The sequence below is a fragment of the Alicyclobacillus dauci genome (assembly GCF_026651605.1).
In the GTDB taxonomy this organism is placed as follows: Bacteria; Bacillota; Bacilli; order Alicyclobacillales; family Alicyclobacillaceae; genus Alicyclobacillus; species Alicyclobacillus dauci.
Window position 1 is genome coordinate 3,004,981 of the sequence record NZ_CP104064.1, and the last position, 23,576, is coordinate 3,028,556.

Genomic DNA, 23,576 nt, shown 5'->3' on the forward strand with positions numbered 1-23,576 from the left:
CCTTCACGATCGTGCTATGAATATTTCAGGTTAATGGTTTTACGGATGAGATCGAGGGCAAAAGAGGGTGACTAAGTGATTCAGTCAATCATTATGTAATGAAAGTGGCTCGATGTCATTATCGAGCCACCAGTTTATCAAATAAGGGCCATCGTGTTCTCTACTCTGAGAATAAAGGGCAACAATAGTAGATAGCCGTCACTTCTTGCTGAGGTAGTTGCGCCTTGCAAAGTCGACGAATTGAAATTTATCCGGACGATGCCGTGACTCGGTGTATTGAAATAGGGAGACGTCTTCCAAATACACGTGGTTTTTAACGACGACGACGTACGAGAAATCTCCCAGGTCAAGCCATGCCTTGTCTTCATCCGTCGCCGAGTCGACTACAATTTCTTTCTTTGCGAAGCTGATTGAAAGGTTTAACTCTTTCTCTAGGTACTCGTAAATGGAATCCGCACAAATGTCCTTGGTTAAGTAAGGCACAAACTTCCGGTCAAAGTAGTCGACATCCAGAATAATTCTCTCACCCTGTATTTCGCGGGTCCGAGCAACTCTCCACACATCGTCTGTCGGACCAACATCCAGTTGTGACTGGACAAAATCATCCGGACGTATGAGTAACAGTTCGTTCACGATTGTCCGTACTTGGCCGTGCATGATTTTGCTGACCTCTTTAAAACTAACCAAGCCTGTTACAGGAAAGTTGTATTTTGCTACATCTAAAACAATCGAACCTTTCCCCTTCAAACGCTGAATGTATCCATCCTGTGACAGCATATCCAGGGCAGTTCGAATCGTCCCTCGCGAAACATCGTATTGCGCAATTAAGTCGTGCTCCGAAGGAAGTTTGCTATTCGGTTTATAAGTGCCATTTTGGATGTTCGCAGCCAATACATCATAAATTCGCTGTGCTTTTGTCTTCATGAGGCCCCCGAATATAAAACGCCACTGACTCGTATGGGCGCATATGGAGATCGGTCCACGTGTTTGGCGTGTCTTTGTAATTCGAGATCAGAATCTCAGATGTTCCATCCACAGAAATGTCTCGCGGCAGGGTAAACGTGGTCTCCGTGGCGTAAAAGTTGTTGATCACTAAAATCCGATCGTTCTTGTATGATCGAAGATACACAAACAACTGTGGATGATCCGGCAAAATTTCTTGGTACGTTCCGTGCACGATCACATCGTTCGTTTTGCGAAGTTGAATGAGCTTTTGATAATGATAGAAAACCGAATCCGGATTGGCAAGCGCTGCTTGCACATTAATTTCCTTGTAGTTGGGTGCCACTTGAATCCAGGGGCTACCAGATGTAAATCCGGCGTTTTCCGATGCGTCCCATTGCATCGGTGTTCGCGAGTTGTCCCGGGACTTTTGTTTCAAGGCGGCAATCGCGTCTCGTTCGCTCGTGCCTTCCTTTAAAAGGCGAGTGTACGCGTTGGTCGATTCGATATCGCGATAATCTTCGATCCGCTCGAAATTCGGATTCGTCATGCCGATCTCCTCACCTTGGTACACATACGGTGTTCCTTTGAGGAGGTGAAGCGCAGTGGCCAACATTTTTCCTGACTCTTCGCGGTAGACTGTTTCATTTCCGAAACGCGACACGACGCGCGGCTGATCGTGGTTGCACCAGAATAGTGCGTTCCAACCGTCTCCTTCCGCCATGCCAACTTGCCACTCGCTGAGTATTTGTTTAAGACGAATGAAATCAAATGGCGCTGCCATCCACTTTTCACCGTTCGGGTAGTCAACTTTCAGGTGGTGGAAACTGAAGGTCATGTTTAGCTCGTGCTCTTTCGGGTTTGTGTACATGACGCACTGATCGAGTGAGGTGGAAGACATCTCCCCAACTGTCACAAAGCCTGACTTCTCCGCAAACACGCGCTCATTCATTTCCTTCAAGTATTCATGAATACGAGGACCATCGGTATAAAACTTTCTTCCATCATCGATCGGCGTTTCTAACGTATCGTTCGGAAACCGCTGTTCCTTCGATATCAAATTGATGACGTCGAGGCGAAAGCCATCTACCCCTTTGTGCACCCAAAAGCGCATCATTTTGTATATTTCACCGCGGAGTGCTTCGTTCTCCCAATTTAAATCCGCCTGCGTTACGTCAAACAGGTGAAGATAGTATTGATTTGTCGTTTGGTCATATTCCCAGGCGCTTCCGCCGAACTTGGACTGCCAGTTATTCGGTTGATCCTTCCATATATAAAAATCCCGATAAGGGTTGTCTTTCGATTTTCTCGCTTCCTGGAACCACTTATGGTCCGTAGAAGTGTGGTTGACCACAATATCCATCACCACACGAATGTCCCGGTTGTGCGCCTCCTGGAACAGTGTCTCCAGCGTCTCCATTGTGCCGTACTGCGGATTGACCTCATAGTAGTCACTGATGTCATACCCATTGTCCCGCTGTGGAGATTGGTAAACAGGCGTGAGCCATAAAATGTCCACCCCTAGTTTTTTTAAGTAATCCAGTCGTTCAATGATTCCTTGAAGATCGCCCACGCCATCACCAGTAGTGTCTAGGAAGCTTTTTGGGTAAATCTGATAAACAACTGACTTTTTCCACCAGGGTTCATTCATTTACTGTCACCGCCATTCTGTAAGTTAAAACGAACTGTAACCCACCGGCGATATTGCCAGTGGGTTACTTCATAACACGAAGTCAAACGTCAATTTTGCGGGTGCGAGCCAAAATCGTTGTCAGAACGAACGGAACGATAATCGCGATCGCCATGCCGATGAAGAAAGCGCCCCACTTATTTGTGATAATGGAGAGGAAGCCTGGCAAACCACCGACACCTACCGAGAAAGCCCGCACGTGCTGCATGGTGATCCAGCCACCTGCAAGCGCTGCACCAATCATGGACGAGATGAATGGGAAGCGGAACCGCAGATTGACACCAAACATGGCCGGTTCCGTGATACCTAGGTATGCTGAAATTGCAGATGTGAACGACATACTCTTCAGTTTTTCTTCCTTCGCTACAAACATCATTGCAAGAGCTGCGGAACCCTGAGCAATGTTGGATAGCGCCAAAATCGGCCACAAGAATGTCGATCCCGTTTGCGCAATCAATTGCAAGTCCACTGCGAGAAACATTTGGTGCATCCCGGTTACCACCAGCACGGAGTAGAATCCACCGTAAATCAAGCCGCCAAGCAGTGCATAGTGGTTAAAGATGAAGACTAACCCATTCGTGATTTCGCGACCGATGGCGAATGTAACGGGTCCGATAATAATGAAGGAAAGGAAACCAGTGACGAGCAATGCAATCGGCGCGACCAATATCAACTTCAAAGTGTCAGCCACCCGTTTATTCAGCCATTGCTCCAGTTTGGCTAACACATATGACGCAATGAGGATGGGCAACACTTGACCTTGGTAGCCAACTTTTTGAACCTGCAGGCCAAACAAATTCCAATGCGGGATTGTCCCTTTCAACTGTGCACTGGCATAGGCATATGCGTTTAACAGTTCTGGGTTAATTAACATGAGTCCGAGGACAATACCCAACAACTCGCTGCCGCCAAACTTTTTAACCGCAGACCATCCAATTAAACCTGGTAAGAAAGTGAACGACGTATTCGCAATCACGTTGATGATATCCGCAAAGTCTTTCCAGTTTGTGTGGACATCAATAAAGGCCTTGTTCGGATAAAAGATTCCGGGACCAGTGAGAATGTTGTTAACACCCATCAACAGACCAGCTGTCACAATGGCTGGCAACAAGGGAATAAAGATATCGGCAAGCGTTTTGACCAGACGCTGAAGGGGGGTTAAGTGTTTCTCCGCCGCTTTTTTCACGTCTTCCTTGGAAGCACGTCCAATTCCAGCGATGTCTACGAACTTGTCGTAGACCCGCTCAACCGTTCCCGGTCCGATAATAATTTGGAACTGCCCATTAGCCGAGAAAAATCCCTTTACCAAATCGTTTGATTCGAGGGCCTCCTTATCGACTTTTCCTTCGTCGTCCAAGGCAAGACGTAGCCGAGTAACACAGTGCGTTGCGGAAACCACGTTGTCCTTCCCGCCCACGGCATCCAGGATACCGCCTACGGATTGTTCGTTGATACTCATCATCAAGTCTCCTGTCCACCAACCGTTGATCGGTCGTCACTAAAGGAAAATGCGAAAGACGATCAAACGCTTTCACGAAACATGTATAAACAAGTCCGTTTCGAATACTAACTTGTTTATACATGTTAGTCAATAGCTACGTCATAATCGATAGATTGACGTTAAACATGATCCTTTTTTGGGAATCAAAAAGCGTGCAGATCCACTGCACGCTTGCCTGTTGTCCTTCTTCTGTAGGTGTAAAGTGCCCTATTCACCCTGTCATTACTCGAACTACTTTTTCTGGGGTACGATTTTCAGGAGCCAACTCGTCGCTGCGTCTACACTTTGGTCAGTTGACCTCGTCAACTGCTCCACCTTGTCCATATTCGTGATGATCACCGGCGTTACCAGAGACTTTGCAGTTTTGCCCAACTTGTCGAGATCGAGGCGAATGAGCGGTGTACCTGCCTCTACTTGAGCACCCTGTTCTACTAGCTTCGTGAAGCCCTCACCCTTCAGCTCAACTGTGTCGATCCCGACATGGATAAGCACCTCGATACCTTGCCGAGTCGTAATGCCTGCCGCGTGACCTGTAGGGAATATCTGAGTCAACGTTCCAGACACAGGTGCCACAATTGTGTCGGAAGTCGGACGTACGGCAAGACCGTCACCCAGCATCTTCTGCGAGAACATCGGATCTTCAACGTCCTCGAGTGGCACAACTTCACCGTCGACCGGTGCCAAAATCGTTATTTCCTGTGAATCGTCTCCAGCAGCATCAGCCTGCCCGCGTCTAAACAGGTTCTTAAACACGATGATTTCTCTCCTCAGTAAATCTGATCATTATGTAATCGCCATTCCGGACGGATCGTCGTCCGCACGTCATCGTTTGCGATGGACTGATTGTTATTCTTCCAATTGTTCTAGGTAAGTGGCCAACTCCTCGATGGCCTTCTCTTCGTCCGTACCTTCCGCACGAATCGTTACGGTACTGCCCTGACTGATGGCCATGCCCATAATCCCCAGGATGCTTTTGGCGTCCACGGTCTTTCCATCCTTCTCGAGTGTTACCCTGCTCTCGAATGCTCGCGCTTTGTTAACCAACATCGAAGCCGGTCGAGCATGAAGACCGGTCGAGTTCTTGATGACGAGTGTTTTCTCCTGCACATTATCTCCCCCTTTTTAGAAATTAACTTATCGACCGATAGAATGCGCTTTATACGGTGTCTAATGCGATGAGTCTGCAAAACCGAGTCTCACCCATTCAGGTATGCATGCCACGACGACAACCGCTTTCACCTTACATGTCTAGACAAGTTGATATTTATCATATCTTGTCTAGACATGTCGGTCAAATTTGTTCACGGAGTAAAAAAACACGTACCGTACGTCAACGACACGTGTCGTTTCTCAGATATCGTTGTTCAAGATGCGTTCTATCGCCTGAGCGACACCATTTTCATCATTGCGCCCCGTCACAAAGTCGGCGACTCTTTTGACTGTGTCCTGAGCGTTTCCCATCGCCACCCCAAGACCCGCCCATTTTATCATCGGTACGTCGTTCAAGCTGTCCCCCATGACAACGACCTTCGACGGATCAATGTTCAGGTAGTCACAGACCGTTTGCAATCCCGTGGCTTTCGTGACGCCAAGGGGGTTAACTTCGACATTGAGAGGATGAGAATTGGATAGTTCAAAGCGCTCTTCTCTCTCGAGTGTTTGCCATACTTGTTGAATTCGCGTCGAGTCAGTCGAGTAAAAGCCAAACTTCAACCACGTATAGTCATCCAATGTGTTTGGGAACTCCAGTTCCTCAAAGTGACCTTCCACCGTGTCTCCCCAATATTTTGTACCTGCCTGTCTAGCCACGCCAAGCAACCATTGAATGTCATCCACTGTGAGCGATCTTCTTGATAACAATTGCTCTTGTGGCGTCCATACTTCGCTGCCATTCATCGTCACAGCCGGGGCATTCAGTTCTAGATCGCGTATGGATTTACGCACGATGCCTGAGATATGGCGTCCTGTGGCGAACGTTACTTCTATCCCAGACTCCCGTGCTTTTCGTATCCACTTCTTATTCTCGTCCGAAATTGCTAAGTCATGCGACAGCGTCGTGCCGTCCATATCCAATGCAATCAAACGCCATCTCGAAGGTGTCACCGAGATCCCTCCATCTCCATCTCTATCTCATGACAGTTAGCTGAAGGTTAAATCCAGCCCCAAACATCGTCCGTACACGAATCACCTGCCGTGGCAAACAGGACATGTTCGCGTCCCATTCTACATGAAGTCACGTACACAGCAAATTCGTGACCTAGAATCGGTAGAAGAAGGTCGGGAAGTTCGGCACACTCATAGAGAAAAGAGAGGGGGCATTTCGCCTCCCTCTCTAGTCGTTGCCGAAAACACATGAAACTAGTTGTTCGCCCAAGTATATAATTCAAACGTTCGACATCCGCTTGTCACGATCGGATCGTTCGAAATGATCTCGTATGCCTTATCAAACTCTTCTACATTATAGATGAGTAAACCACCAACTGTGTTTCGGAAGGGACCAGAGGCTTCCAATAGACCTTTGCCTCGCAGTCCGGCCAGATATTCCCTGTGCTTGGCAACCGTGTCTTCGGAAGCAGTTTCTTTTCCTTCCAACAACAAGACCGCATGTTTCATACAGTCCGCCTCCATCCTGCTAAGGTGATATTCGCGCCAATACATACGTCCAAAAATTGCGAGCCGTGACCAGGTATGCTCTACTGTCCCACTGTCACCTTATGACCGTACAACCAATCCACTACGCTGTAGTCGCTTGCTGGTCTCTTGGACATAAATGCGTTCCGTAAGACGGTTGTAACGTGATCTGTCGTGTGAATGATGTCACCGTAGAAACGGGCTGTGCGCTGCACTTTCGCGGTTCGCACGGTTCGTTCTTGTTGATAGGCAGCAAAGGCGTCATGAATACGCCCCTGGTAGTGATCAAGTTTTTCTGCCAAGCACGCACCGTCTTCAATCGCTTGGCACGCCCCCTGGGCGATGTACTGTAACATCGGATGCGCGGCATCGCCAAGAAGTGTAAATCTGCCCAAGGTCCAGTTTTCTATAGGTTCCCGATCATACATTGGCCAGCGCCGATCGCGCTGCATATATGTGACTGCAGTAGCCACAGCTGGACAGCAAGCGTTGAAAACGTCGTCCAACTCGTCAGGCGTTCCCCAGTAGTCCGTATCCTTACGATAGCGCTTACTTTTAAACACTGCGACTTGGTTATACAACTCTTTGCGCCGAACTGGATATTGAACGAAGTGTAAATTTGGACCGATCCACATCACAACATCATCCAACCGTGCGTATTGCATCACCTCGTGCATTGGGATCGTTCCACGATACGCAACGTATTCGGCACAAATCGGGCTATCATGGCTCACCAATTCTCGTGTGGTGGACCACAGCCCATCAGCACCCACCACTGCTTCAGCCAAATAGGTGCTCCCGTCACTGCACGAAACACGCACCTGATTATCCAACTCCTCCACATGGATAACCTTTTTATCCGTGAGAAGGTTCACGTTGCCTTCACTTCGACAGGCTTCGAGAAGTATGGAATGTAAGTCGGAGCGATGCATGACAACGTATGGATGGCCATACCGTTCGCGAAACGCGGGACCTAGATCAAGAGCACTTAGCTCTCCTCCATGAAGGGCATCCATCAATACAAGTCGCTTCGGAAATACAGCATATTGACTGATCACGCCGGTGAGCCCCAGCTCATCCAGTACCCTCACCGCGTTGGGTGCCAACTGCAATCCGGCACCAATTTCCGCAAATTCAGGAGCCTGTTCCAGTACACAGACGGATCGACCGCTCTTGGCGATGGCTAAAGCAGCAGTCAGCCCACCAATCCCGCCGCCGATGAGCAGAATTGAAACATCTGTCGGATTCATCACGTCTGTTCACCTCAATTTAAATGAATTTCTTGACTGTGATACGCCTCAAGGGTTCTCCTGATTTGACCGATGTGTTTCTCCAAGTGGTCGGTAATGAAATGACCTATCTCCCACTCAATCGTGCGCTCGCCAATTTTGGGATGGCTTCCATGAATGAGCAGATCGTCATCTGACAACGTGCTGAGCATGTCTAACGTCTCGTGCTGACTAACATCGATCCGCTGCAGTAGCTCCTCCAATGATTCACTCCCATCCAAGTCGACGGCGCGGATACGATCCACATTCTCCATCGTCCGCCCAAATGCCGTTCCCGGATTCGCCTTGAGATGAAGAATGTCCTCGCTAAAGAAATGCTCGAATTCCGCAACATGCGCAAGAATTTGTGCAACCGACCACGTACTCTCATCCGCTTTCCAGTGCAGGGCTTCGGTGTCCAATCCACTCACCGTGTCTGCCAGATCTCGATGGAGCCCGACCACGACTTCGCTCGTTTGTGACACTTTTGACATGGTTAAAGGCCTCCCTGTGTACCTCAACTCGAGGTTCATTTACCCTTCAACAATGTGATTTTGAAGTACGCCGATGTGCTGAATCTCGACTTTCACCGTGTCCCCTACTTTCATGAATCCTTGCGGATTCATAGCCACGCCCACTCCGCCAGGAGTGCCGGTAGCAATGACGTCTCCTGGTTCAAGCGTCATGACTTGAGAGATAAACGAGATGAGATATGGAATGCTGAATATGAGCTGACTTGTATTGTCACTCTGTCTCAGCTCGTCGTTGAGCCAGAGCTTGATGTCGAGTTTATGGGGATCGGGAATTTCATCCTTCGTAACCACAATGGGCCCAATGGGCGCAGTCTTATCGAATGATTTTCCCTGGAGCCATTGCGGTGTTCGATGCTGCCAATCTCTCACCGTAATATCGTTCAATGCGGTATAACCAGCCACGTGATCGAGTGCGTTCTCCTCCGGAATGTACCTACCGGATTTGCCGATCACGACGGCGAGCTCCGCTTCATAATCGAACTGTTCGGACACCTTCGGAAAAGGTACACCATCGCCGCATGCACAGACTGTATTGGCGAGTTTAGCGAAGATAACCGGAATCTTCGGCACCTCTCTCTTCATCTCCGAAACATGGTCGTGATAATTTCTACCCACGCAAATAACTTTGCCTGGATGGGGAACGGGCGCGAGCAGACGGACATCTTGATAGCCATACGTGTACTCAGCCCGTTCAGCGGCGCTCACCTCGTCGACAAACTTGATCACCTCTCGAGCTTGGTTCAATGCGCGTTCCCCTGCAGTAAGGAAATCCACTGCATCGGCCGGCAATAATGCGTCAGCCAATCGTTCCGGCGCCGATTTCCCCTGCTTAAAAAGCATGACCCGGCAAGCATAATTCGCGTCAATAATCCGACCACTGTGTTCGATGCCAAGTCGTTCTTGGCGATTTACAAAAAAAGATAACAGGCGCATAGTGGCCCTCCTCAACTTCAAATACAGATAACATGTCGTGTTGGTGGATCAGGAAGTCGTGATTCGATCATCCTTGAATGTACCGACGACGGCCTGATGTTGCTCTGGATATGCTTCACTCTTGTCAAGGTGAAGCGCTTCCATGACGGGCAAGTCATTCGTCGAAAACAGATACGCGTCGTCGTGGCCTGTATTGATGTGCTCATGCCATGCCCAATTCGGAATGACAAAGGTGTCCCCTTGCTTCCAATTGAACTGAACACCGTTGATAACAGATGACCCCTCACCCTTAAAGACGTGGTATATGGCTCCATGGACGTGCCGGTGTGCATCCGTGTGGAATCGCGGTGGAAGTTTTTGCATCATCGCCCCGATGGTGTGGCCAGCTGCTGCCCCTGTAGTCGGATTGACATATTCGACGGCGTATCCATCAAACGGATCGGGAGACAGGTTTGATAGCCTATCCAATGCCCGACGAGTCTCCTTGAACTTATATATTGCTTGAGGCGCGTACCGATTGTTCCGATCTTGAATAGGCCGAAGTCCCGCTCCCACAAACCGTTCTGTTGAGTAGTTGTCCGGAAGTGTCACAGGTTGGTTGAACTCCGGGTGGTTCTCGAAAAACGTCACGCCGAGTTCGTACACAAGGGGGATATCCAAACAGTCGAGCCACAGCATGGGCTCATCGCCTTCATGGACATGGTCATGCCACAAGCCAGACGGGGTAATTAAAAAGTCTCCTTCTTCCATGTAAACTCGCTCGCCCTCGACGACCGTATAGGCACCTGATCCCTGGACGATAAACCGGATCGCGTTTTGGTTGTGACGATGAGATGGTGCCTTTTCTCCGGGTAACAACAGTTGAATGCCCGCGTAAAGCGTATGCGTGAGCGAGCCCCATCCCCATGGTTCCAAGTTCTCGAGCCCAGGATTGCGAAAAAAGACAACTCGGCGTTCTCCCCCCCGCTCCGGTGTGACGAGTTGGCCGGACTCCATGACGAAATCGTAAACGCTCTTCCAGTCCCACAAATAAGGAATTGCACGAGGTTTAGGCTGTTTCGTCATGATGGTTTGAAGTGAATCCCACAAGGGTCCCAGATGGGAACTTTCCAGCCGCCGATAGTAGTCAGCCATGTGTTCCTCATGTGTCATCATCAAATCCCCTTTCACTTGGCACGAAGCCATCGCTCATCAGTAGATAATTCATTCACAAATAGTAAACTATATTCACTATTATTAAACAGTATAACGATGTGCGATTATTCTGTAAATACTTTCACACGAGGCAGAAAATTCTGCAAAACTTCATGTTTATTCCATCATGAACGGGCTTCAAGACAGACTCGCAGTTGACATCATTCTTGGAGTTCTATAATGATGAAAATGTGATCTAACGGAGGAACATAGATGTCCGACAAGCAAGATATGAACGGACTTGGAATTCAGTCCTTGGAAATTGGCATCGATATCGTGAAAATTATCAGCAAATCCACCAAGCCACTGACAATTAGTGAAATCGCTCACGTCGCCGAGATGTCAAAGAGTAGGTTGCATAGATATTTGACCAGTTTGTATCGAACAGGCTTTCTCAGCAGGGACACTGACTTGCGTTACTCCGTGGGGCCGGAATTGATATCTTTAGGCCTGCTTGCATCACAGCGATGGACGATTCGTGATCTGGCACACCCTACTTTGTTGCGACTGAGGGAAAACTTGAATGAGACCATAGCCCTCTCCGTCTGGACGGAAAAAGGACCCTACTTTCTACACTGGGAGGAAAGCAACCGTGCCGTGAACATTGGGATACGTGTCGGCACTCAAGTCAGTGCAACAAAATCTGTAGCTGGGAAGATTTTTATCGCATTCTTACCTGAAGAGGAGACGGACGATGTTCTAAAACGCGAGATCGCGCAGTTCGGTATTAGTAAAGCCCAATTTCAACGCGAGTTAGCGGAAACTCGACAAAAAGGATATTCCATTACGGAAGAAAGCCTCTTGCCAGGAATATTGGCCATCGGTTGTCCCGTTTTTGGGAGAGACAGCAAAGTCGTCGCGGCTATCAGCGTTGTTGGAATTTTAGGATATCTAGATCCGTCAGAACAGTCACACGTTGTGACTGTTTTGAAAGAAGAGTGCCGACTGTTATCGGAGACACTGCCGTAGCTAAGCACGTGAGGAAAATACCCTCTACGTAGACGCGACTACGACCTTGTCGACCGTAGAGGGTTTGTTAACCTACAAAATCATCCTGACCAAGACACTAAATGGATCCTGCTACAGGAACCGGTTTACACCCGAAATACGCGAATGTTCGACTGCAACTCCTCAGCCAATTCAGTCAAGGCCGCTGCAGAACCTGAAATCTCCTCCATTGAGGCGAGTTGCTCTTGTGACGACGCAGAGATATTTTGCATGCTTGCAGAAGTCTGCTCAGTGACGCAAAAGACACCGTCCATCACCTTTCGAATCTGTTCCGATCCGTCGGAAATACGTTGAATTGATTCGGACACAGCGTCCATTTGTCCTTGCACATGGGCGACCGCAGACTCAATTTCCTTGAATGTTACCTTTGCTGTGCCGACTTTCTGAATTCCCTGTTCTACTTCCACATTGCACTCTTCCATGGATCCCACGGCACGTTTTGTCTCTGTTTGGATACCGGCTATCAACTGCTCGATCTGACTGGCCGATGCACCTGACTGCTCCGCTAGTTTACGCACTTCAGCCGCGACAACAGCAAAACCACGGCCGCTATCACCAGCACGCGCAGCCTCAATGGCGGCATTTAATGCCAAGAGATTCGTTTGTTCCGCGATCCCTTTGATGACCTCAGTAATGTTACCGATTTGTTCTGATTGTGACTCTAGACTATGAACGCTGGCTGATAATTCCCTCACCTTACCATCGATTGATTGCATTTGTTGAATGATCGATTCAACGGAATCACCACCGGATTCGGCTCTCTTTGACGTTTCTCCGATGGACTGTGTCACTTCATGGGACCGATCCGCGATACTGGACAGGTTCGTCGATAGATTTGAGATGGTTTGCATAGAAGACTCAATGCTCGTGTATTGTTGTTCCGCACCGTCAGTAACCTGCTGAATCGATTGTGTAACATGTTCAACCGCCCTGCTGTTTTCCTCGGCACTGGCGGACAGCTCTTCTGCAGAGGCGGCAACCTGATGCACCGTATTCGTCACTTGCATAATGACGCGCTTAAGGCTTTCGGTCATATCGTTAAACCCGCTGACCAGTCTCCCCACTTCGTCCTTCGTTTTGGAAACCAGTGGTTTTACCGTTAGATCACCGTTTGATACTCGGTTTGCCTGGAGAGCAAGGGCAACAATAGGGTTCGAAATCCGCCGCGCGAATAGCAAGGTGGCAAAAACGCCTAGGACGATGGTGATACCCAATGTGATAAACAGATCATGAAGAACAACTGTCGCACCACTGTTAAAGTCGCTCATATAAGAGCCGCCCGTAACCACCCATCCCCAAGCCGGTGCTTTCGCAGTGTATGTAATTTTGTACGCAACTTGCTTCGAGTTTGGTAGAGGCCATTTATATGTGATGAACCCACCATTTGGTTGGCTTCCAACTTGAACCAACTCTTTAGTGATGTACTGACCATCTGGTGATTTCAGGTTCAAGTTTCCTTTTCCCTCTAAAGCGGGGTGGGCAGCAAACGCACCCGTTTGGCTGATGATTGCTGATAAATAACCATTCTTACCGAGATTAAAGTTTTTGTTAATGGGCCTTGTCCCATTGGGTCTCTTTGGACCCAGCATTTCCTCTTTTACCATCTCCTGCGCATTGGCGAGTGTGATCTTTCCCGCCTTGACTTCACTATTCAACATTCCAATCGATGCGTTAATTTGCTGTACACTGTTCTTTAGTTCAATTCTGCCCGCTTGGTTTAACTGATTCCGGGATACAGAGTATGCCAACAAACCAACTACTAATGAGGGAACGATCAATAAAACTAGTGAGAAGAGTATTAACTTTGCTTTCAGACTTAACGTAGACTTGGGCACGTTATTTAAGAAGCCTCCTAGTGATTCAGTTCGGTCCCACTCGTACGACATGATGAGTTTGCTATCCACTAGGTAGGTACGGTGAAAAACCAGGTCATACAGTGTTAAGACTCAACTGTGAAACGGTCAGATGGCTACTGCCAAGACAAGGCCAACCAGTGCCAACAGACAGCCGATCGCGGTACGAAGCGTTATTTTTTCCGAACCGCGATAAACTAGTACACTAAGTGGTATGACAAGAAGTGGTTGCGACATGCTGATGACCGTCACTAGACCCACTGACATATACTTCATGGCTGCAAGAACGCAGATCTGAGCATAGATCGTACATACCCCACCGATGGCGTACATCAAAATCCCCTTTGGATCAGCACCTTTCACATTCGTTACCGACCGCAATTGCCTGGGGTTGGTGGCAAGGAACGCAATCAAGCCCATCACCGCCCCCACGAGTCCGCCGAATATCGGATCGTTCCATAGGCGTATGCCCTCGCCACGAAAAATGTTGCCGATACCGTATGTAACTACACTGAGCAGCGCGAACAACAGTCCAATCCGCGATTCCTTACTGCGATTGGATTGTTGTTCATCCACGATAGGTTCGCTCTCCGTCTTCACGGCCTTCCGCTTCCAAAAAGCACCCGGTACGTACGAAATGGTCAGTATTCCAGCCACGGTGCAAACGCACCCTAATAACTCGACACCTGTCATCGTTTCATGAATGACTAACCATGCCAGAATAACCGTAAAAACCGGGTTGGCGACTTGAAACGTACTTGCTTTGGATGCCCCCAGACGAACAATGGAGTGAAAGTAGGTCAAGCGCCCCAAGAATGTCGTAAAGCAGCCAGCCACAACAAAATACAAGAGCGCTCTGGCATTCAAGTGAAACGGATGATGTAAAATGACGTGATCGAGGATGACCATCAATGATGCTACGATTACATTCACACAAATTGAGATGAAATAGCCGGTTTGAACATTAAGACGGGACGAAGCAGATTTTGTAAGGATGACGTTGCAAGAAAACAACAACAATGACAAAACAGCAATTGCCTCGCCCACGTTCAACCCTCATTCCATCGTCTCTTAAACCGTTGGATTGACGAAGTTCCGACCTTCCCAATGTGCAAGTTTGCGAGCATAGAATCGCCAAACCCATTCTGCGTTAAACGTTTGACCAAGGTCGGGTAGTTCCGTTAAGTCCTCGTCACTGATAGGCACAATATTTCTGCCCATCATCGCGGCGTCCAACGTAATTTTAGCCAAGGCGTTAAAATTGAGGGCACGAACGACCGTATCCTCAACGGTTTCTCCAGTGACTGTAATTCCATGCCCCTTCATGAGACAGACGTTCTTGTTTCCCATTGCTTCGATGAGACCACTCGCCAATTCTGGTCGTGTAATGAGATACGCGTGTGGGAAAATGGGAATCCCTTCAACTGCCAGACGCATTGCCGGAATGTTGAACGCGCCAAAAATTGGTTTGAACTCCAATTCGGAAATACCACACAATAGCGCTGCTGGCGGATGTGCGTGGATAACGCAACCAACATCGGGCCTCGCTCGATAGACTTCTGTATGGATGGATAGTTCTTTGGGAACGTGATATCCATCCTCTGCGCCATCTCCATCGAAGGTCACATGTTGAACAGCGTCGATTTGTGTATACGCAACACCTTGCTCAAGGGGACTCCGACAACGTATCAACATCTCATCACCAGACAACCGGACGCTGATGTGCCCGAGAATCTCATCCACCAGCCCCTCCATAGCGAGGATGCGGCAGCCCACTGCAATTTTTTGGCGCATCGTCTCAATCGATCCGTTCATTTGCTAATCCTCCATGAGTTCCGGGGCAGTCACACGATCCACCCGAGTGACTTCCCCCTTTGACTCGCATGTATGGCACCACCAAAAGCAAACCGAGACCCCTGCATCCGAGTATTCGTTGATCAGGCTGTGCGCATCTTGCAAGGACTGACCGCAATGTGGACAATATTGAACCCACTCAAGTGTTTCAAGGGAATCCACGTTTTTCAATGTGACGTCCTCCGTTACACGGTTTCAAGTGTTTGACCTTTGCACAGCCGAATAATTTCATCAATGTTTGGTGCGTAGCGCGTGTTCCAATCTTTTGCAATCCCCGATAGGAGATCCCCGACACCGTATTTGTTTTCTTCCTGTGGTAGAACAATGACGTCATTCTCAGCTTCGTCACGGACCACGCACATCGGGTCCTCTCCCCGCTCCGCCTTGGCTATCTCTTGCATCAGCAGTTGCCGATACATAATGATTCCTTTATCTGAAGTACCCAGACGTTCCGTCGTTCGATCCGCAATTTCTCCCTGCGTCACCCAACTCATCATGTCCTGGCCATCGATATAGTCCGTGATGAACTTGCCGTTTTCGTCTTTTAGGGGTGCTTCGTACAACGAGATCGGATAATCCTTCGGGACTTCAATGCCTTCATTCGGTACGAAACACGTGTACCAAATGTGATAGGTATGTGTGTCATCCATGGGCACGCGAATTTGAAACGAGTGTGCCCCGTAGTCGCCTACACGCAGCATGTTCGGAAATACGACCGGATGTCCCACCGCCCAGTCCTCGCACTCTTCCGTCTGTCCTTCCAGTACGCGGCGTTTGATAATGCCGTGATCGAACAAATCAAACCCGATTTTTTGGTGATGCTTACTGATTGGCCAACTTTCTTGCGGTTTGCCTTCACTTTCAAATACAAACTGGAAATACCGTCCGTGTAACCACTCCAAATGTGTCGGATCGAGAGAGTTTTCCATGATCTGAAGCCAATTGCATGGGATGACTGCATAGCCGATCGTCCGGATGACATTCTCGCGAACAAACAAATCGTAACGGGGTAGTAAGGGCGCCGGCTTCGGTCCCATATAAGCGAAAATGAGGCCGCCGAGCTCTTGCACCTCGTAAGCTGGCATTTGAATTTTGTGCTTAAATGTACTGGATTCGGGCTCGTTTGGTTGTTCAAGACAATTACCCTCACCGTCGTATAACCAACCGTGGTAAGGACAACGCAGACCATGCTCCTCGGGAATCCCGCAGGTCATGGACACCCCGCGGTGTGCGCACCGTTCACCGATGAGACCAAGCTTGCCGCTCCGATCACGATAGAGTACCAAATCCTCACCCAGTAGCCGAATCTTCTTCGTCCACTGGTCTTTCATTTCCGAGGAGGCCGCGATTGGCAGCCAATACCTGCGGTACAAATTACCCATCGGGGTGTCCGGACCTACCTGTGTCAGCATCTCATTTCGCTCTTGTGAAAGCATGTTGATTCCTCCAAGCATTCGTGAACTATAAGCTAGTTTGACAGTTTAAGTAGACTTCTTGTCGTTTGGCAGCGGACTCTAAGACCGCAAAACAGACCTCCAGAGTCGCCAACCCCCAAGCCGCAGTGTGGACTGGAGCTTGGCGCCCAAGCACCGCGTCGCAAAACTCAGCTATGACGTTATCATGTGGGGTGACACCGCTTGGCAAGGCAATGTCTTCAACACTATCCTCTGAGTAAACTCGAATCCCGTCGGGGATCTGACGGATGTCTCCTCGCTCACAACTTACAAGCGTCATACCGAAAAATGGTTGATGCTCACCCAAGTCCGGAAGACTCGTCAGTGAGCGGTAAGCGGACTGTTGACGTTTAATATCCTGCTCTTCGCCCTCACGCAGTTCGCCAATCATTCGCCTGCGTGAGCCGTAAGATGCCTCGTCATGCGATAGTTCGTTGCCCCACTCCCCAATACCGAATGTCAGCTCGCTACTGTGGAAGTGGTCGTATCCGTTATAAACGGCTGTCGCAGCTGCACCGTTTTCGAACTCGAGAAATACGACGTGACTGCCTTCGGTGGGCCGACCCCCATCCCACACGCCGGTTGCGGAGCGAACACTTCGGAGTTTGCCCCCACCAATGAACCGAATGATGTCGAACTGGTGAGCCCCTTGCCGGAACGTCACGCCCCCGCCCAGTGCCGTGTTTAACTCGTCCTGCAGGCGAGGACGATACATCCAGTCGGTATAGCACCAGTTATGGATCATTTTCAGGTTCCCGATCCGCCCGCTTTGAACGACGCTGCGGATAGCTTGAATCGGTGGATCGTAACTGTGTGAATGTCCCACGACGACAACGCGGTCATACTGTTTCGCTGCATGAACAATTGTCCGTGCCGACTCCAGGCTCGTTGCAAGCGGTTTCTCAACAAGCACATGTTTTCCGTGCTGTAAAGCCATCAGAACGTGTGCGACGTGCAAGTGTGTCGGGGTGGAAACGTAAATGGCATCCACCCCTTCCAACCCGCACATTTCCTCGATATCCGCATAGGTCGGAATGGAAAAATCTCTTGTAAACGCCAATCTCTCTTCTTCACGTACTGATGCCGCGGCAACGATCTCTACCAAAGGATTCCGCATCAATGCGTGGAGCATGAGGCGAGTTGCTGTCCCCAAACCTGCGATACCAACTCGTACGATGTCGGACACAATGTCACCTCCCAGAGAACATCACTTTCATTGGTCGTGGACAGACCCACTGAATTGCCACATACTTTCCATACCTAGATGTTACGAGCAGAATCATATTCACACAATTTTAAAAATCATCAATATAATATAAACTGTTGCTTATATGTGGGGGTGTTATGATGGACGAGCGATTGAGTCTACACCAACTGGAACTGTTCTGCTCCGTTGTCGATCACGGCAGTTACGTGGAAACGGCAAAGGACCTCATGATGACGCAACCTGCCCTCAGTTTGCAGGTTAAGTCCCTCCAGACAGCCCTGTCTACAAAACTATTTGAGCGCCGTGGCAACCGTATGTACCTAACCGAAACCGGCAAGATGACGTACGACTTTGCCGTCGACATCCTATCTCTGGAGAAGAAGTTGCGCAGTACCATCATGGAAATGAACGATTGCGATCACGGAAACTTATCCATCGGAAGCAATCGCCCATTCGGCAGATACTTCCTCCCATCGCTCATTACAAGTTACATGGAAGCATACGAAAACGTTCAGGTATCAGTCGTCTACAAGGACACTGAAACGATCTACAGCCAAATGTCAAACAAGATTTTAGACGTCGGTGTCGTGACATCCGATGACACGGTTCCTGTACCAAGTGATTTGAATGCAACCATGCTCCGCCACGACCACTGGTGTCTCGTCTGCAGTCGCAACTCACCCTGGTCAAACTATGGCGTGATCGACAAATCTCTCTTCGAGGCCGCACCTTTGGTCAGTGCGGTCACACATTCGACTCATTGGAAGCTGATTCAGAAAATCCTGATTAACTTAGGAATTACCGACGGACAGTACCACATCCGCCTGCGAATGGAAGATCTCGAGTCAATTAAGTACGTGGTCCTGAAAGGCCTAGGGATAGCGTTTCTACCCCATACGGCTGTACGCAGAGAGTTGGAGAACAAACAACTCATTGAGTTCCCCTTTCCAGATGGTACGCACCCCGCCCTTAACTGCGTGATTGTCACGCAGCGCTCTGGGAAACTGAGACCAACGGTACAGAACTTCCTTGACTTTTTGCTAGAAACATTTCCTGTGAGTTCAGTGACCAAGCAGACAAAATAGATTTTCGGTACAGACAATGGGGACGGAAAGCAGGCTACCGTCTGTACCCTGCTTTCACCCTGTAGAAAGATATCTAATTCAAGATGCTCTGCAAAATCCCGCCTCAATAACCTTGTTTCGCCAACACCACATGGCCAATCGTACCGACTAGGAAACAAACAGCGAGAAATCCGAATGACAAGTTGTATCCACCGAGTCCAATGAGCGCACCCATAATGGTCGGTCCAAATGCGGCCAACAAATTTGATATACCAACCATGACGCCGTTGTCGCGCCCAATATGTTCAGTTACCGTAAAGCTGTGCATGATGCCGTGGTTAACTAAAGTTGTGATTCCTTGAATGCAAATGATAGCGATGACCAGGAGCAAGGTGTCGTACAGAGCTGACCCAACAAATCCAATCAAGATGAGCACAACCATTGAGATCAAGAATCCGACAGCGCCCCATGTCGCCTTGCGCTTTGTCTTATCCGTAAGCGCTCCCACCAGTGTGGTCATGATGATACATAAACCAAATGCCAAAGCGATGTAGTTACTCGCTGTTGCGTGACTAAAATGCTTTGCGCCAGTCAAGTAGCTGGGAAACCACGTGGCTAGACCGAATACGCCAAACACGTTCGCAATGTTGACGATCACGGCGAGCCAGAAACTACTCGTTCCCATGCCCTTGGCTTTGCTCTTTGTCTTGTCTCCGTGATCTGTGACCGTTAGCTGTTCACTACGAATGTATTCGAGTTCCGATGCAGACACTCGGCGATCCTCTGCCGGATTGTCCTTGAGGAATAATATTGCCATAGGCAAACAGATGATCACTGCGATGATCGTCAGGAACCAAAATACACCGCGCCAATGAAACGGCCCAATCAATCCGTTAACGACAAATCCCGATATCGCCAAACCGATGTTGATCCCGTTGATCCATATGGATTTTGCTCTGCCCCGCTCTTGAAGGGGGAACCACCGAGCGGTAAGGGAGTTTGACGTCGGCCACAAGTAAGCTTCAGCAAGACCGAGAATGATGCGTGAAATCAACAAGATGCTGAAGCTTTGTGCCATCGCAGCCATGGCAGTGCTCAGCGCCCAAAGAATGAGTCCAAATATGGTGCACTTTTTCGGCCCAATCTTGTCTACCAAAACGCCCCAAACAGGAAATCCGATACCGTATGCAAATAACATGACAGTCACTAACAGCCCGACAAGCGCCGGGTGTCCCACTAAGTTCATCTGCTGAAGAAACCCTTTATTTGTAGCAATGATGGCCACGCCAATTTTGTCGACCATACCCAAAATCCATATGACCAGAAGCGTAGGCATGACCAATTTCCATCGCACTGAAGTGGAAACGGCAACTTTTTGCGGCGGTATCGCGAGAGAACTTTGCGTCATAAGCTAAGAGAGCCCCCTTCGGAATTTCATTAAGAAGTACCTATCTCGGAATGAAAGCGATTTCCAACAAACCAACTTTACCTGCTATTTGTGCACCAGTTGGTCATTATGCGTTTGAACGAAGTGCGCGCGCCTTCCAATACCCCCACGCTCTATCCAATGGCAGTTCACCATACATCGTTTCAGTAGCAGCTCGACCTTCTTCATAGGAGAGAAACTTTGGATCTCCCAGTTGCATTGAGCGATATTGAATTTCCGCATTGGTCGTAATGTAGATGGACCCCATGACGGTTTCTTTGATGTTCCCCCCCCACTACAATGACACCGTGCCCCCGAAGCAAAACGGCCCTTCTGTTGCCGAGCGTCCGCGCAATCCGTTCTCCCTCGCGAGAATTAACAATCAGCATCCCGTCGGAAACGTCGTAGTCATCATAGAGTGGAACGCCTTCGAAAAACATGCCACCAATATGACAGATCGGTTTGATTGGAACGCCGGTCGTTGAAAACGGGATGAGTGCGGCTGCATGGTGATGGCAGACAGCGTGAACATCCGGACGCGCCTCGTATATTTTGGCGTGTAGAATTCGCTCCGCGTACGGTCGATAGTCGGATTCTCCGATCACGTTTCCCTCGAAATCAAACGTCATGATATCCTTTGCCTCGACGAATTGTGGAGCCAAGGATCTCGACAACAGAAAGTGTTCATGATTGTCGGGGTCTCGGACGCTGACATGTCCAAACGCCTCCAGGATACCCTCGTTGCTTAAAATGTGATTGGCCAGTACCAGGTCTTCAATTGCCTGTTCCCTTGAAAACGACACGGGGTTACCACTCCTTAAAAGTCTCCTACGTTCCATGGTCAAACGACATATATCCCCTGTACCAGTAACTCGAATGGCGAAGCAAAATTGAAAACCCTTTCACGAACTCGCGTAAGGACCATTATGCTTGATTGATATACCATTCAGCGATTTCATCACTTGTCGTAACCCACACCCCTGGGTGACCGGTGATATAGGCGAGAGCTTGATCGAGGTATTTGCTGCGAAAGGGGAGCCCCGTTACAAACGGATGCAATGCCACACACATCACTCTTCCCGTTCGTTCTCCTTCCGCGTATAAAACGTCAAACTGATCGACGAGAATCTGGTAGAAGTCTTGTCCCGATAAACTTTTCCCAACGAACAGCGGAACATCATTTACTTCAATAGAGTATGGAACGGAAATCAAATTCCCTTTCTTTGTATTCAACGGATACGGTTGATCATCGTTACACCAGTCACAAACATAAGTAACTCCTAATTCTTCTAACAAACTTGGTGTATTCAGTGTTTCGCTTAGTGCTGGTCCCAACCAGCCCTGCGGTTGCTTCCCTGTGTGTTGCTTGATAGTATCTACGATCTCTTTTAGGTAGGCCCGCTCTTCCTCCTCGGTCATGTTCGCCTGAAGTATGGAGTTATTCTTTCCGTGAGCTAGCCAAACCCACCCTCGCTTGTTCCCCTCTTCAATAATCTCGGGATAATGCTTGCATACATCCGAGTTGAGCAGAACACTTGCTTTGATTCCGTATTTGTCTAATAACTCCATTGTGCGCCATACGCCGACACGGGGAGCATAGTCTCTCCACCCATAGTTCAGTGGATCTGGAACCAAATTAGCTGTTCCACCAAAAATACTCGTCGATGGCACATCCAATTGATAGTGTTCGATGTTCAGACCTACCCAGAATGCAACACGCGCACCATTTGGCAACTCAAGTTTCGGGCGTCGAACAATCGCCGAATAGTTGTACAACGAATTCTCCATCGTCTTCCCTCACATTCTCTGCTTTTCCAGATAGGACTTTGTTTCTTGAACGGAAACGACATCGGCGTACTTAGCGTCGAGATCAAATAAGCTCTGTTCGTGTGCAGGACGAGCCCTGTCTCCAACGGCTTCTTTCACCACCATGACTCGGAGGCCATATTGCAATCCATCGACGGCAGTCGCCCGAACGCAACCACTCGTCGTGCAACCGGTCAAGATTAACGTGTCTATCTGCAGAGTGTGTAATCGAGTGATGAAATCTGTGCCAAAGAACACGGACGCGTATTTTTTTACAATAATCGGTTCGGTGGAACGGCGTTCCAACCGGGCGTCCACTTCGATCTCTGGCGTTCCAGCACGAAGTGTAACTAGCCCCGCTTGCTTGATAGCCCAAATACCAGCATCACGAATATCCTTTTCCTCATACGACAACGTACTAAAAAAGATAGGCACATCTGCTACACGGGCAACATCAAGAATGGAGCGCGTTTGCGTGATCACTTCATCTAGATTGGTTCCAAGTGGAAGGTCTGGATTGGTGAATGCACCAATGATGTCGATCACCAGTACAGCAGGACGTACACCGAATCCAATGGTTCTGCCGAAGCCCCGTTCTTTAAAAAATGACCCCAATTGGTCATCATGGAATTCCATCCCAGTCTTCCCCCCGTCCTGTTCCTACAAGCGCTGAATTCCCGCACTTGATTGCGCGGAAGCGCTTTCTAAAGTCTTGGCGCATCTCCTCCCTCACTTCGTTTCCCGTGCACACGAACATTCCAGCCTTATTTCGATATAACGTCACAAGCTAGGCGCACACCTAGGATGTGACGGTACCTCATGACTTGAGCTTACATACTGCCACACAAGATTCGCAAATTTGAATTTTGTGAATATAACATAAGCTATTCTTTATATCCAACGTTGAGAAATATTGATAAATTTACTCACTATTCAGCTTTCGTCACAAATTCGCAACACAACATGCACGATTTATCTACATGAATCTTTACGGAAGGGAAGTATACTTCGATTACGGAGGTGATTTTGCGTGCTGATCTATAAGATGGCAACGATGATGAGGCAACTACAAAGTCAAGGGCTGAGCCAGCAGGAAGCAGCGACCAAGTTAGGTATTAGAACACAACTGGGTGGCCTTGGTATGACTCTCCGACCGAAGGCCGTAAAAACGAAATAATGAACAGGCCAAAATGTGATTCCACCAGGGCAGGA

The 23,576-nt window shown here is 48.9% G+C and carries 23 protein-coding genes; 3 read left to right on the plus strand and 20 right to left on the minus strand.

The annotated features are described in order from the left end of the window. Nucleotides 1–198 precede the first annotated feature (198 nt). The 11 genes from treR to NZD86_RS15300 all read right to left on the minus strand — a co-directional run bounded on the left by treR (nt 199) and on the right by NZD86_RS15300 (nt 10,683). Nucleotides 199–924 (minus strand): trehalose operon repressor, encoded by a 726-nt coding sequence (gene treR, locus NZD86_RS15250; RefSeq protein ID WP_268042908.1) that lies wholly within the window; start codon nt 922–924, stop codon nt 199–201. Beyond that, nucleotides 896–2,593, minus strand: a complete 1,698-nt coding sequence (gene treC, locus NZD86_RS15255; protein ID WP_268042909.1) for an alpha,alpha-phosphotrehalase — start codon at nt 2,591–2,593, stop codon at nt 896–898. The genes treR and treC overlap by 29 nt, the downstream gene beginning before the upstream one ends. A gap of 82 nt (nt 2,594–2,675) precedes the next feature. After that, nucleotides 2,676–4,091, minus strand: coding sequence for a PTS system trehalose-specific EIIBC component (gene treP / locus NZD86_RS15260; RefSeq protein WP_268042910.1), 1,416 nt, complete (start codon nt 4,089–4,091; stop codon nt 2,676–2,678). Between the two features lie 273 nt (nt 4,092–4,364). Continuing rightward, on the minus strand, nt 4,365–4,886 hold the full coding sequence (locus tag NZD86_RS15265; protein ID WP_268042911.1) for a PTS sugar transporter subunit IIA: 522 nt from the start codon (nt 4,884–4,886) through the stop codon (nt 4,365–4,367). A gap of 93 nt (nt 4,887–4,979) precedes the next feature. After that, on the minus strand, nt 4,980–5,240 hold the full coding sequence (locus tag NZD86_RS15270) for an HPr family phosphocarrier protein (protein WP_268042912.1): 261 nt from the start codon (nt 5,238–5,240) through the stop codon (nt 4,980–4,982). 243 nt (nt 5,241–5,483) lie between these two features. Next, nucleotides 5,484–6,236 (minus strand): Cof-type HAD-IIB family hydrolase, encoded by a 753-nt coding sequence (locus NZD86_RS15275; protein WP_268042913.1) that lies wholly within the window; start codon nt 6,234–6,236, stop codon nt 5,484–5,486. Nucleotides 6,237–6,491: 255 nt separating this feature from the next. Then, complete coding sequence (locus tag NZD86_RS15280) at nt 6,492–6,746, minus strand: YciI family protein (RefSeq protein ID WP_268042914.1); 255 nt, start codon at nt 6,744–6,746, stop codon at nt 6,492–6,494. An 80-nt stretch (nt 6,747–6,826) separates the two neighbouring features. After that, the gene (locus NZD86_RS15285; RefSeq protein WP_268042915.1) at nt 6,827–8,014 is read right to left on the minus strand and encodes an FAD-dependent monooxygenase; all 1,188 of its coding nucleotides are present in this window, start codon (nt 8,012–8,014) and stop codon (nt 6,827–6,829) included. A gap of 14 nt (nt 8,015–8,028) precedes the next feature. After that, entirely contained in the window at nt 8,029–8,526 is a 498-nt protein-coding gene (locus NZD86_RS15290) for a DinB family protein (protein ID WP_268042916.1), read from the minus strand. 39 nt (nt 8,527–8,565) lie between these two features. After that, the gene (locus NZD86_RS15295) at nt 8,566–9,498 is read right to left on the minus strand and encodes a fumarylacetoacetate hydrolase family protein (RefSeq protein ID WP_268042917.1); all 933 of its coding nucleotides are present in this window, start codon (nt 9,496–9,498) and stop codon (nt 8,566–8,568) included. Between the two features lie 48 nt (nt 9,499–9,546). Beyond that, nucleotides 9,547–10,683: a cupin domain-containing protein gene (locus tag NZD86_RS15300; RefSeq protein WP_268042918.1), complete on the minus strand. Its 1,137-nt coding sequence runs from the start codon at nt 10,681–10,683 to the stop codon at nt 9,547–9,549. Between the two features lie 222 nt (nt 10,684–10,905). On the opposite strand from NZD86_RS15300, the gene NZD86_RS15305 reads away from it, so the two are divergent. Beyond that, nucleotides 10,906–11,661, plus strand: coding sequence for an IclR family transcriptional regulator (locus tag NZD86_RS15305; protein WP_268042919.1), 756 nt, complete (start codon nt 10,906–10,908; stop codon nt 11,659–11,661). 125 nt (nt 11,662–11,786) lie between these two features. Here NZD86_RS15305 and NZD86_RS15310 read toward each other — a convergent pair whose 3' ends face one another. The 5 genes from NZD86_RS15310 to NZD86_RS15330 all read right to left on the minus strand — a co-directional run bounded on the left by NZD86_RS15310 (nt 11,787) and on the right by NZD86_RS15330 (nt 18,047). Beyond that, entirely contained in the window at nt 11,787–13,535 is a 1,749-nt protein-coding gene (locus tag NZD86_RS15310) for a methyl-accepting chemotaxis protein (RefSeq protein ID WP_268042920.1), read from the minus strand. A 126-nt stretch (nt 13,536–13,661) separates the two neighbouring features. Then, the gene (locus NZD86_RS15315) at nt 13,662–14,600 is read right to left on the minus strand and encodes a DMT family transporter (RefSeq protein WP_268042921.1); all 939 of its coding nucleotides are present in this window, start codon (nt 14,598–14,600) and stop codon (nt 13,662–13,664) included. A 24-nt stretch (nt 14,601–14,624) separates the two neighbouring features. Then, complete coding sequence (locus tag NZD86_RS15320) at nt 14,625–15,368, minus strand: 3,4-dihydroxyphthalate decarboxylase (protein ID WP_268042922.1); 744 nt, start codon at nt 15,366–15,368, stop codon at nt 14,625–14,627. A gap of 224 nt (nt 15,369–15,592) precedes the next feature. Next, nucleotides 15,593–16,843: an aromatic ring-hydroxylating dioxygenase subunit alpha gene (locus NZD86_RS15325; RefSeq protein ID WP_268042923.1), complete on the minus strand. Its 1,251-nt coding sequence runs from the start codon at nt 16,841–16,843 to the stop codon at nt 15,593–15,595. Nucleotides 16,844–16,868: 25 nt separating this feature from the next. Continuing rightward, a complete protein-coding gene (locus NZD86_RS15330) occupies nt 16,869–18,047 on the minus strand; it encodes a Gfo/Idh/MocA family protein (RefSeq protein ID WP_268042924.1) in 1,179 nt (392 codons plus the stop codon). Between the two features lie 161 nt (nt 18,048–18,208). Here NZD86_RS15330 and NZD86_RS15335 point away from each other — a divergent pair, with 161 nt between their 5' ends. After that, nucleotides 18,209–19,153, plus strand: coding sequence for a LysR family transcriptional regulator (locus tag NZD86_RS15335; RefSeq protein WP_268042925.1), 945 nt, complete (start codon nt 18,209–18,211; stop codon nt 19,151–19,153). A 103-nt stretch (nt 19,154–19,256) separates the two neighbouring features. Here the strand turns inward: NZD86_RS15335 and NZD86_RS15340 are convergent, their stop codons facing one another. From NZD86_RS15340 to NZD86_RS15355, 4 genes are all read right to left on the minus strand, one after another. Then, nucleotides 19,257–20,540: an MFS transporter gene (locus NZD86_RS15340; protein WP_268042926.1), complete on the minus strand. Its 1,284-nt coding sequence runs from the start codon at nt 20,538–20,540 to the stop codon at nt 19,257–19,259. Nucleotides 20,541–20,743: 203 nt separating this feature from the next. Further along, nucleotides 20,744–21,361: a class II aldolase/adducin family protein gene (locus NZD86_RS15345; RefSeq protein WP_268042927.1), complete on the minus strand. Its 618-nt coding sequence runs from the start codon at nt 21,359–21,361 to the stop codon at nt 20,744–20,746. 121 nt (nt 21,362–21,482) lie between these two features. Further along, nucleotides 21,483–22,346, minus strand: coding sequence for a polysaccharide deacetylase family protein (locus NZD86_RS15350; RefSeq protein WP_268042928.1), 864 nt, complete (start codon nt 22,344–22,346; stop codon nt 21,483–21,485). A 9-nt stretch (nt 22,347–22,355) separates the two neighbouring features. Further along, nucleotides 22,356–23,000, minus strand: a complete 645-nt coding sequence (locus tag NZD86_RS15355) for an isochorismatase family protein (RefSeq protein ID WP_268042929.1) — start codon at nt 22,998–23,000, stop codon at nt 22,356–22,358. A 394-nt stretch (nt 23,001–23,394) separates the two neighbouring features. Here NZD86_RS15355 and NZD86_RS15360 point away from each other — a divergent pair, with 394 nt between their 5' ends. Further along, entirely contained in the window at nt 23,395–23,541 is a 147-nt protein-coding gene (locus tag NZD86_RS15360) for a hypothetical protein (protein WP_268042930.1), read from the plus strand. Nucleotides 23,542–23,576 lie beyond the last annotated feature (35 nt).

Bases quoted from the DNA above. Each gene is read 5' to 3' on its own strand.
- treR (WP_268042908.1), bottom strand. From the start codon at position 924: ATGAAGACAAAAGCACAGCGAATTTATGATGTATTGGCTGCGAACATC.
- treC (WP_268042909.1), bottom strand. From the start codon at position 2,593: ATGAATGAACCCTGGTGGAAAAAGTCAGTTGTTTATCAGATTTACCCA.
- treP (WP_268042910.1), bottom strand. From the start codon at position 4,091: ATGAGTATCAACGAACAATCCGTAGGCGGTATCCTGGATGCCGTGGGC.
- NZD86_RS15280 (WP_268042914.1), bottom strand. From the start codon at position 6,746: ATGAAACATGCGGTCTTGTTGTTGGAAGGAAAAGAAACTGCTTCCGAA.
- NZD86_RS15285 (WP_268042915.1), bottom strand. From the start codon at position 8,014: ATGAATCCGACAGATGTTTCAATTCTGCTCATCGGCGGCGGGATTGGT.
- NZD86_RS15290 (WP_268042916.1), bottom strand. From the start codon at position 8,526: ATGTCAAAAGTGTCACAAACGAGCGAAGTCGTGGTCGGGCTCCATCGA.
- NZD86_RS15295 (WP_268042917.1), bottom strand. From the start codon at position 9,498: ATGCGCCTGTTATCTTTTTTTGTAAATCGCCAAGAACGACTTGGCATC.
- NZD86_RS15300 (WP_268042918.1), bottom strand. From the start codon at position 10,683: ATGGCTTCGTGCCAAGTGAAAGGGGATTTGATGATGACACATGAGGAA.
- NZD86_RS15305 (WP_268042919.1), top strand. From the start codon at position 10,906: ATGTCCGACAAGCAAGATATGAACGGACTTGGAATTCAGTCCTTGGAA.
- NZD86_RS15320 (WP_268042922.1), bottom strand. From the start codon at position 15,368: ATGAACGGATCGATTGAGACGATGCGCCAAAAAATTGCAGTGGGCTGC.
- NZD86_RS15325 (WP_268042923.1), bottom strand. From the start codon at position 16,843: ATGCTTTCACAAGAGCGAAATGAGATGCTGACACAGGTAGGTCCGGAC.
- NZD86_RS15335 (WP_268042925.1), top strand. From the start codon at position 18,209: ATGGACGAGCGATTGAGTCTACACCAACTGGAACTGTTCTGCTCCGTT.
- NZD86_RS15340 (WP_268042926.1), bottom strand. From the start codon at position 20,540: ATGACGCAAAGTTCTCTCGCGATACCGCCGCAAAAAGTTGCCGTTTCC.
- NZD86_RS15350 (WP_268042928.1), bottom strand. From the start codon at position 22,346: ATGGAGAATTCGTTGTACAACTATTCGGCGATTGTTCGACGCCCGAAA.
- NZD86_RS15355 (WP_268042929.1), bottom strand. From the start codon at position 23,000: ATGGAATTCCATGATGACCAATTGGGGTCATTTTTTAAAGAACGGGGC.